Source organism: Streptomyces sp. DH12, assembly GCF_020873895.1.
GTDB lineage: Bacteria > Actinomycetota > Actinomycetes > Streptomycetales > Streptomycetaceae > Streptomyces.
In genome coordinates this window covers 1-432 of the sequence record NZ_JAHWGT010001255.1, presented here as the reverse complement: position 1 = coordinate 432, position 432 = coordinate 1, and the positions used below count along the sequence as shown (strand labels likewise).

Genomic DNA, 432 nt, shown 5'->3' with positions numbered 1-432 from the left:
GGATCAGGGAGGCCAGTTCGGTGCCGACCAGGTCCTCGGCCGGTCGGCCGTACACCCCGGCGGCGGCCGGGGAGACGTACCGCAGGACGCCGCTGGGCGCGGCGATCATGATGACGTCGCTGGAGCCCTGCACCAGGGAGCGGAAGTGGTTCTCCGCCTGGGCGAGTTCCTGGGTGAGGGTGATGTTGTCCAGGAGCATGATGCCCTGGCGCACCACGAGCGCGAGCGCCACGGTGCCCCCGGTGATCAGCACGACCCGGTCGACGCTGCGGCCGTTGAGGACGTTGTAGAGGATCCCCAGGGTGCACACGGCCGCGGCCAGGTACGGCGTGAGCGCGGCGAGGGATCCGGCGATGGGCCGGGACACCTGGTACCGGCCCGCTCCCCCGCCGGGTGGTGGTCCGTGCTGGTGGTCGGGAGCGGCGCGCCGCC

The 432-nt window shown here is 72.9% G+C and carries 1 protein-coding gene; it reads right to left on the bottom strand.

All coding sequences use genetic code 11. The features are described 5' to 3' along the window. Window positions 1–432 (bottom strand): PAS domain-containing protein (locus LPA54_RS39535; protein WP_228985225.1); only part of this gene is annotated, 432 nt, incomplete at both ends.